The sequence below is a fragment of the Geodermatophilus chilensis genome, from assembly GCF_002802985.1.
GTDB classification, from domain to species: Bacteria; Actinomycetota; Actinomycetes; order Mycobacteriales; family Geodermatophilaceae; genus Geodermatophilus; species Geodermatophilus chilensis.
The window spans coordinates 1-5,698 of sequence record NZ_NVPT01000244.1; the positions used below are offsets into that span (position 1 = coordinate 1).

At 68.2% G+C, this 5,698-nt stretch carries 8 protein-coding genes and 2 pseudogenes; 7 read left to right on the plus strand and 3 right to left on the minus strand.

What is annotated here, in order from left to right:
• Both CNO22_RS25290 and CNO22_RS25295 read left to right on the plus strand, forming a co-directional pair.
• Positions 1–166 (plus strand): annotated as a pseudogene (locus CNO22_RS25290) (IS256 family transposase); the annotation flags it as partial.
• Between the two features lie 368 nt (positions 167–534).
• Positions 535–738 (plus strand): annotated as a pseudogene (locus tag CNO22_RS25295) (IS5/IS1182 family transposase); the annotation flags it as partial.
• A gap of 478 nt (positions 739–1,216) precedes the next feature.
• Here the strand turns inward: CNO22_RS25295 and CNO22_RS25300 are convergent.
• On the minus strand, positions 1,217–1,762 hold the full coding sequence (locus tag CNO22_RS25300; RefSeq protein WP_408609715.1) for a transketolase-like TK C-terminal-containing protein: 546 nt from the start codon (positions 1,760–1,762) through the stop codon (positions 1,217–1,219).
• Between CNO22_RS25300 and CNO22_RS25305 the strand changes: the two genes are divergently transcribed.
• On the plus strand, positions 1,684–2,415 hold the full coding sequence (locus tag CNO22_RS25305) for an MFS transporter (RefSeq protein WP_100502010.1): 732 nt from the start codon (positions 1,684–1,686) through the stop codon (positions 2,413–2,415). The genes CNO22_RS25300 and CNO22_RS25305 overlap by 79 nt on opposite strands.
• Before the next feature lie 10 nt (positions 2,416–2,425).
• Positions 2,426–2,821 carry an aspartate/glutamate racemase family protein gene (locus CNO22_RS30275; RefSeq protein ID WP_408609714.1) on the plus strand — a complete coding sequence of 132 codons (396 nt, stop codon included), beginning with the start codon at positions 2,426–2,428 and terminating at the stop codon, positions 2,819–2,821.
• Here CNO22_RS30275 and CNO22_RS25310 read toward each other — a convergent pair.
• The gene (locus tag CNO22_RS25310; RefSeq protein ID WP_100502011.1) at positions 2,804–3,916 is read right to left on the minus strand and encodes an IS630 family transposase; all 1,113 of its coding nucleotides are present in this window, start codon (positions 3,914–3,916) and stop codon (positions 2,804–2,806) included. The two genes, CNO22_RS30275 and CNO22_RS25310, sit on opposite strands and share 18 nt — an antisense overlap.
• 5 nt (positions 3,917–3,921) lie before the next feature.
• On the opposite strand from CNO22_RS25310, the gene CNO22_RS25315 reads away from it, so the two are divergent.
• Entirely contained in the window at positions 3,922–4,257 is a 336-nt protein-coding gene (locus tag CNO22_RS25315) for an aspartate/glutamate racemase family protein (RefSeq protein WP_269799639.1), read from the plus strand.
• A gap of 288 nt (positions 4,258–4,545) precedes the next feature.
• Here CNO22_RS25315 and CNO22_RS28000 read toward each other — a convergent pair whose 3' ends face one another.
• Positions 4,546–4,815: a hypothetical protein gene (locus CNO22_RS28000; protein ID WP_157937121.1), complete on the minus strand. Its 270-nt coding sequence runs from the start codon at positions 4,813–4,815 to the stop codon at positions 4,546–4,548.
• Positions 4,816–4,908: 93 nt separating this feature from the next.
• Here CNO22_RS28000 and CNO22_RS25325 point away from each other — a divergent pair, with 93 nt between their 5' ends.
• Both CNO22_RS25325 and CNO22_RS28615 read left to right on the plus strand, forming a co-directional pair.
• Entirely contained in the window at positions 4,909–5,373 is a 465-nt protein-coding gene (locus tag CNO22_RS25325; RefSeq protein WP_198588596.1) for a hypothetical protein, read from the plus strand.
• An 86-nt stretch (positions 5,374–5,459) separates the two neighbouring features.
• The gene (locus CNO22_RS28615; RefSeq protein ID WP_198588597.1) at positions 5,460–5,603 is read left to right on the plus strand and encodes a hypothetical protein; all 144 of its coding nucleotides are present in this window, start codon (positions 5,460–5,462) and stop codon (positions 5,601–5,603) included.
• Positions 5,604–5,698 lie beyond the last annotated feature (95 nt).

Genomic DNA, 5,698 nt, shown 5'->3' on the forward strand with positions numbered 1-5,698 from the left:
GCAGATGGCGCTGCGCTGGTGCGCCGCCGGGATGGTCGAGGCCGGCAAGCAATTCCGTCGCGTCAACGGCCACCTGCACCTGCCCAAGCTGCGCGCCGCACTCGACGCCGAAAGCGCCGGAACCGTCACACCCGCCGTGCACCATGAGGAGGTCGTCGCAGCCTGACGCACAACGGGCCGCCACCGAAGTTCTACGAAGCTCGGGACAACCTCCATCCGGAGGCACCAACGTAAAGCTGGTGCGAGACATTATGGTGCCCCTGCGGCAATCGGCTGCTTCATCAATAACAGGCTTGAGCTAATGACCAGCGCCGCTTCAATCAAGGGTTCATGCTACCTGCATCCAACATGAAACGAATAACCCTGCGATTACCCGGTCGAGTTTGGCCCTTGTGCGCCGCTGTGCGCCGTTTCTGTCCCTTAGAGCTCCCGCCGGTAGGTGCAGCTGCGGCGTTCGGCGTGGCTGAGCGTCGTGGGCAGGCACGAGGGCCACGCTCGCGAAGGTGCTAACGCTCCGTGAGCTGTGGACCGCTCGTGCCTGCCGTCCCATCCTGCATCTTTGACCCGTTGCGCGAGCAGTTCCTCGCGCTGCTGCCGCCGCACGTCGATGAACATCCGCTGGGCTGTCACCGACCCCGCATCGACGATGCCGTGGTGTTCGGCAAGCTGGTTGAGGCGCTGGTCTTCGGCGCCGGATATGAGCGGATCGCCGACACCGACTGCTCGGCCACCACCATGTGGGAATGACAACCCCATTTGGCCCCACTGTGATGCTCTGATGCGGTGCGGGTCGAGTTCCCGCGCGAAGAAAATCGAGGCCTGACGCAAGATCTCATTCGCCTCGCGCAGCCGCCGGTTCTCCTTCTTCAGCGCCTTGATCTCCTCGGACTCCTCGCTGCTCACCCCGGGGCGGGTGCCGTCATCGACGGCGGCCTGCTCCACCCGGGTGGCCGTCTCGAAGCCCTCCCACTCGGTCCGGCCGGGCTCGTTGACGTGCACGTGGCTGTCCACGAGTCCGGGCAGCAGCACCTCGGGCGGCTCCAGCTCGACCACCTGGGCCGCGTCAAGCCGCTCGCCCAGTGGGGCGACGACCGCGATGCGACCGTCGGCCACGCCGACGCAGAGGCCCTCCTCGCCGTTGACCGTGATCGCCCGCGAAGCGCGGACGACGACGCCGAAGTTGCTCATGTCTGCCTCCTGGTCGGATGTCCGTCGCTCACGTGTCGCCGCCCGCGGACACGCCTACGGGGAAGAAGTGCGGGTCGTCCAGGCGGTACCGGGTGGCCGCCTCGGCCGCGACCTCCGGTGCGACTTGCCCCGTCGCCGCCAGCCGCCGCAGCACCTGGACCACGATCGACCCGGCATCGACGAGGAAGTGCCGGCGCAGGGCGTGTCGGGTGTCCGACAGCCCGAAGCCGTCGGTGCCGAGGGCCGACCAGTCGCCCGGGATCCAGGGCGCGATCTGGTCGGGGACCGCGCGCATCCAGTCGCTGACCGCGACCACCGGGCCGGTGCGGCCCTCGAGCACCTGCCGGACGTGGGGCACGGGAGCAGCCTCTCCTGGGCGGCGTAGCGCCGCGCGTTCGCAGCGCGTTGCCTCGCGCGCCAGCTCGGTCCACGAGGTGACCGACCAGACGTCGGCGGCCACGTCCCACTCGTCGGCGAGCCGGCGCTGCGCCTCCAGTGCCCAGGTCATCGCCACACCCGAGGCCAGCACCTGGGCGCGCGGCCGGTCGGGCCGGTCCTCGCCGGGGGCGAACAGGTAGAGGCCCCGGAGCTCGTGGGAGCGAACAGCCCCGTTCGCAGTGGCGGAAGGCCCTATCCGGCCGGCTGCTGCGTCGCACCCTGTTGCTGACCGTGGCAGTCTGCATGTCCTACGCCGCGCAGATCTCCATGCTGACGCTGATGCCCACCATCCTCGTGGCGCGTGGCTACCCCATCAGCTCCAGCCTGTGGTTCACCTTGGTAATGCAGTCCGGATCGCTGGCCGGAGCGATCACGGCAGCCTTCTTCGCAAGCCGCTTCCCTCGCAAGAAGGTTCTGACCGGGGGCGCTGTGCTGGGGTTCCTCGCTGGCCTGTCTATTGCATTCCTCGCTACCAACATCGCCCTGATCATCGTCTTCGGCTTCTTGTTCAACTTCTCGGTCATCATCCTCAACACGACAATCTGGCTGTTCGCCCCTGAGCTCTACCCGACGCGAGTTCGGGGCATGGGAACGTCGATCATCCTTGCCATGGGCTCCCTCTCCGGCGGCCTGTTCCCGCTGGTCTCCGGGGTGGTCTTCGATGCGTCAGGACTGACCGGGATGTTCGCGATGCTCGCCTCCCTGTTCGTCGTTCTCGGTATCGCTGTGCAGTTCCCACCCGAGACCTTCGGCAAGCCGATGGAGGAGGATCCGGTTGCCGTTCTCTAGCCGTCCACGGGTGTTGTTGCTCAATCCAAATACAAACGCCACTACGACCAACATGATGTGCGCACTCGCAGCCGAGGATTTGTGCAGCACGGGGATGGAGGTGCGGGGTATCACGGTTGCCGGCGGCCCGAGGATGATCATCGACCCAGATGCCCTAGCCAGATCAGAACGCTATGTCCGCGAGGCCGTTAGTGAGCAGTTGGCGGCAGACAGTGAGGCGGCCATCGCTGGAGTGATTGTCGGCGCCATCGGCGACCCGGGCAGGGCATGGCTGTCACAGGAGTGCCGCGTGCCCGTCATCGGCATTGGCCAGGCATCCATTCTTCGCGCTGGCCGACACGGGAGACGATTTGGGATGGCCACGAGCACGCCCCTGCTAGCCGGATCCCTAGTGCTCCGTATCTGACGTCTGTTGCGTCTTGCGAAGCCGTGGATGGGTGGCCTTGGCGATGACGGTGTCGGGGTCCTTGGTCCAGGTGAACGGGGCGCAGCGGTCGTTCCAGGCGTCGATGAACCGCTGGATGGCGGCGATGAGGTCGGCGACGGTGGGAAAGCTGCCGCGGCGCAGCGCCTGGCGGGTGATGATCGAGAAGAACACCTCGACCAGGTTGAGCCAGGAGCCCGAGGTCGGGGTGAAGTGCAGGGTGATCCGCGGATGCCGCTTGAGCCAGGCGCGCACCGCCGGGTGCTTGTGGGTGGCGTAGTTGTCGACCACCACGTGCGGCTCGCGGCGGGGATAGGCGGCGGCCACCTGCTTGAGGAAGCCGAGAAACTCCTGGTGGCGGTGGCGCTCGGTGCAGGCGTCGGTCACCTTGCCGGTGGCCACCTCCAGCGCGGCGAACAGCGTGGTGGTGCCGTGCCGGACGTAGTCGAAGGTCTGCCGCTCCGCCGATCCCGGCCGGGTCGGCAGGGTCGGCGCGGTGCGTTCGAGGGCCTGCAGCTGGGGCTTCTCGTCCACGCAGAGCACCACCGCCTTCTCCGGCGGATGCAGGTAGAGCCCGACGACGTCGCGGATCTTGCCCTCGAGCTCGGGGTCGGTGGAGAACTTGAACGTCTCGGCACGCCAGGGCTGCACGCCGAAGCGGTGCCAGATCCGAGCGACGGTGGCGTGCGAGATCGGTGTGCCCTCGGCCGCCAGCGCAGCGGCCAGCAGCCGCGAAGACCAGTGCGTGGCGCCGAACTGGGTGGGTGGCTGGGTCAGGGTCAGCTCCAGCACCCGATCGCGCAGCGCCTCCGGCAACGGCGACTCCGAGCCCGGCCGCGGCAGGTCCTCCAGCCCGGCCAGTCCGGACTCGGCGTAGCGCCGCCGCCAGGTGACCACCGTCGGCTCGGCACAGCCGACCCGAGCGGCAATCTGCTTGCCCGGCACCCCCTCGCCGGCCAGCAGCACGATCCGCGCCCGCTCCACCACCCGGGCCGGTGCGCCCTTGCTCCGCGCCCGCCGCCGCAGCTCCTGCCGATCAGCGTTCGGAATCTCCACCGTGCGCACGTGCGCGGCCATGAGAAATGGTCCACCCGAATCGGGATGGCATCAAGAACTGCTGCGACGAAGCACTAGCTGCTCTTGTTGTCGAGCACGGCATGGGTGACCAGTTCACCGGGGTCAAGCTGACGGTCTCAGACCCGCAGTCGCTGGCCGCTGATCCAGAGCGGCAGTACCGCGAGTTGTCCGACGCAGTCCAGCGGTGTGCCGAGGAGGACGGCGCAGAGGCCGTGATCATTGCAGGCGGCCCCCTCAGCGCAACCGCCCGACGGTTAGCCGAGGCCAGCTCCGTTGACATCGTGCAGCCGGTACCCAGTGCCTGCCACGTCATGCTGGAGATGCTCCACCTCAGCACGTAGTCCCTTCCCTTCTGACCCGCGGGGATCCCGGTGTGTGGCGGGACGGCCACCAGGATGCCCGTGGCCTCGGAAGGTGCTCGGACATCACCGGCTGGAGCCCGCTCGGCTGGGGTCCACCAATAGCGAGGGCTGTCATCCGGGACCTGGCACCGGTGCCCATCGAGCCCGCGGTACGCCGCAGGTCTTCGACATCGACGCCTCGACGCCCGGGGACTCCTACCCCGAGGTCTCCGTCGTCTTCCGCACGACACAGGACGTCACCACCACGTCCCTCTGCCGCTCACCCGATCACCTACTCCACCTACCGAGGAAGCTGAAGAGCACATGGCACACCAGCTGGGGCACAACCAGTACGGCAAGGCCGAGACTCGTGTCGTCCGCATCTACCGGGACGGCGACCCGCACGAGATCGTTGACTACAACGTCAGCGCCGCTCTCTCCGGCCACTTCGCGGACACGCACCTCGGGGGACAACGCCAAGGTCCTCACCACGGACGCGGTGAAGAACACCGTCAACGGGGGTGCCCGCAGGACGAACACCTCGTGGGCGCCGAACACGACGGCGAGCTGGCACGGACCTGGTCGGCTGCTTCGAGGTGCCAGGCGCTCACGCTCGGGTGACCGGGGCCTCGCGGGCCTGCTGCGTGGGCCTTGCGGGAGTCGAACCCGCGCCCGTCGCGCGAGCCGGCCACCTGGGTCCGTAGGGGAAGGCCTGGGCCTGGCCCCTTCGCGAAGGAGCACGGGGACGCCGCCCGCGAGCCCGAGTCGTCCGGCCTCGCGCTCGCCCGGCACTTCGTCCAGGACGTGCCCCGGGTCTCCCGCGCCCGCGTCAAGCTCGAGGCCTACCCCTGGCAGCGCCTGGACTCCGGCGGGGCCCCGAACCCGCACGCCTTCGTCCGCGCCGGGCAGTACACCCGCACGGCCACCGTGACGTACGCCGACGGCCGCCCCCTCTTGGTGTCGGGGGTCCGCGACCTGACGGTCCTCAAGACCACCGACTCGGGATTCTTCGGCTTCTACCAGGACAAGTACACGACGCTGCAGCCGACGAACGACCGGGTGATGGCCACGTCGGTCACCGCCCAGTGGTGGCACACCGACGACGACCTCGACTGAGGCAAGGCCTTCGACAGCGCCCGCGCCGCCATATGCGAGGCGTTCGCCGCGTCGCACAGCTACGCGCTGCAGCAGACGCTGTCGAGATGGGCGGCGCCGTGCTCGACGCCGTTCCGAGCGTCGCTGAGGTGCGCTTCTGCCTACCCAACAAGCACCACTTCCTGGTGGACCTCAGCCCCTTCGGGCTCGACAACCCGAACGAGGTGTTCCACGCCGACGACCGTCCCTAGGAGCCTGCTGAACAAGTAGGGCGGGCAGGCTGCCATCAATGACCGTCGAGCGGCAGATCGGTCACAACCCTGGGGTTGGACAACGAGGTCGGCCT

Coding starts and splice junctions, on each gene's coding strand:
- CNO22_RS25315 (WP_269799639.1), top strand. CDS start 3,922: ATGGTCCACCCGAATCGGGATGGCATCAAGAACTGCTGCGACGAAGCA.
- CNO22_RS28615 (WP_198588597.1), top strand. CDS start 5,460: ATGGGCGGCGCCGTGCTCGACGCCGTTCCGAGCGTCGCTGAGGTGCGC.
- CNO22_RS25310 (WP_100502011.1), bottom strand. CDS start 3,916: ATGGCCGCGCACGTGCGCACGGTGGAGATTCCGAACGCTGATCGGCAG.